This window comes from Microbacterium sp. Kw_RZR3, assembly GCF_029222405.1.
Taxonomy (GTDB): Bacteria; Actinomycetota; Actinomycetes; order Actinomycetales; family Microbacteriaceae; genus Microbacterium.
Genome location: NZ_JARHXC010000135.1, coordinates 1 through 2323, shown reverse-complemented (window position 1 = coordinate 2323; position 2323 = coordinate 1). Strand labels below are relative to the sequence as shown.

1 protein-coding gene is annotated in these 2323 nt (G+C 69.3%); it reads left to right on the top strand.

Going from position 1 to position 2323, the window contains the following annotated elements; translation table 11 throughout:
* The first annotated feature begins 217 nt into the window (after positions 1 to 217).
* The gene (locus P2P98_RS07225) at positions 218 to 2320 is read left to right on the top strand and encodes an acyl-CoA dehydrogenase (RefSeq protein WP_275798548.1); all 2103 of its coding nucleotides are present in this window, start codon (positions 218 to 220) and stop codon (positions 2318 to 2320) included.
* Positions 2321 to 2323 lie beyond the last annotated feature (3 nt).

Genomic DNA, 2323 nt, shown 5'->3' with positions numbered 1-2323 from the left:
CGTGGGGTGGTCCGACAGGAGGTGGCTGAGCCTGTCGAAGCCACCGGGCGTTCGCGCCGCGCCCGGCCCACAGCCCCCGTTCGGGAATGTTGACCACCCACAACGACCCCGCCTCCCGTCGCCGGGCGGCATTGTCGACACCGCACACACCGTTTGCCGGTGCGTTGTGGGACTCCTACCGTGGTGGCATCCCTTTGCAACGTCGAAAGGTGCCGAAATGACCGACGCCGCCGTCCGTCCCACCACGCCCGCCACGAGCACGCGCACGCCCGTCGGGGGTGCCCCGTCCGCTCCGCACTCCGCCGCCGAAGCCGCTGAGGCGCGCATCGACATCGATCGGGTCACCGACCTGCTCCTCGGCACGTGGGGCGACACCCGCCGCCAGGCGCGCGAGATGTTGAAAGATCCCGCGCTGTGGCGCGACGACAGCCTGGGGATGGACGCGCACCGCGAGCGCACCCTGAGCCAGTTGCACCTGCTCGTGCAGAACAACGCCGTGCACCGCGCCTTCCCGAAGCGATTCGGCGGCGAGGAGAACAACGGCGCGAACATCGCCGGCTTCGAAGAGCTCGTTGCCGCAGACCCGAGCCTGCAGATCAAGTCGGGCGTGCAGTGGGGCCTTTTCGGCTCCGCGGTGCTGCAGCTCGGCACCGCCGAGCACCACGACAAGTGGCTGCCCGGCATCATGAGCCTCGAGATCCCCGGCGCCTTCGCCATGACCGAGACCGGCCACGGATCCGACGTCGCCGCGATCGGCACGACCGCCACGTACGACCCCGAGACCGAAGAGTTCGTGATCCACACCCCCTTCCGCGGCGCCTGGAAGGACTACCTCGGCAACGCCGCGCTCCACGGCAAGGCCGCCACGGTGTTCGCCCAGCTCATCACCAACGGCGTCAACCACGGCGTGCACTGCTTCTACGTGCCCCTGCGCGACGAAGAGGGCAACTTCCTCCCCGGCATCGGCGGTGAGGACGACGGCCTCAAGGGCGGCCTGAACGGCATCGACAACGGACGTCTGCACTTCGACCAGGTGCGTATCCCGCGCACGAACCTCCTGAACCGCTACGGCGACGTCGCCGCCGACGGCACCTACTCGAGCGACATCGCCAGCCCCGGTCGGCGGTTCTTCACGATGCTCGGGACCCTCGTGCAGGGCCGCGTCTCGCTCGACGGTGCAGCCGCGTGGGCCTCGGCGATCGGCCTCATCATCGCGATCACCTACGGCAACCAGCGTCGCCAGTTCGATTCGGGCAGCGGAACCCCCGAGGTCACCCTGCTCGACTACGGCAAGCATCAGCGCCGCCTGCTGCCGCGCCTGGCGACCACGTACGCCGAGATCTTCGCGCACGACGAGTTCCTGCAGAAGTTCGACGGCGTCTTCAGCGGCGCGCTCGACACCGACGCCGACCGCGAAGACCTCGAGACCCTGGCCGCGGCCCTCAAGCCCCTGTCGACCTGGCACGCGCTCGACACCCTGCAGGAAGCGCGCGAAGCATGCGGTGGTCAGGGCTTCCTCTTCGAGAACCGTCTCGTGGGGCTGCGCGCCGACCTCGACATCTTCGTGACCTTCGAGGGCGACAACAACATCCTGCTGCAGCTCGTCGGCAAGCGCCTGCTCGCCGACTACGCCCGCCAGTTCAAGGGCAAGGATGCCAAGCAGCTCGCCGCCTTCGCCGTCGGGCAGACCGCGGGCAAGCTCTTCCACGGAGCGGGGCTGCGTCAGCTCGGGCAGGCCGTCACCGACCTCGGCTCCACGGCCCGCTCGGTCGAGCGGGGGCTCCGCGCCGATCAGCAGCACGAGCTGCTCGCGGGTCGCGTCCAGCAGATGGTCGCCGACATCGCGGCTCGCCTGCGTCCGGCATCCAAGCTCTCCCGCGAAGACGCGGCCGCTCTGTTCAACGAGAACCAGGCCGAGCTGATCGAAGCCGCGCGGGCGCATGGCGAACTGCTGCAGTGGGAAGCGTTCACCGACGCGATCAACCGCATCTCCGACCCCGGCACGGCTCGGGTCCTGACGTGGCTGCGCGATCTGTTCGGCCTGCAGCTCATCGAGAAGCACCTCGCGTGGCACCTCATCAACGGGCGTCTGTCGACCCAGCGTGCGGCGGCGGTCTCGAGCTACATCGATCGGCTGTGTGCGCGCCTCCGGCCGCATGCGCAGGATCTCGTGGATGCCTTCGGCTACGGCCCCGAGCACGTGCGTGCCTCGATCGCGACGGGTGTCGAGGACGATCGCCAGAACGAGGCCGCGGCCTACTACGCCGAACTGCGCGCCTCGGGCAACGCGCCGGTCCCGGAGAAGAAGCCGGCCAAGTAAGCG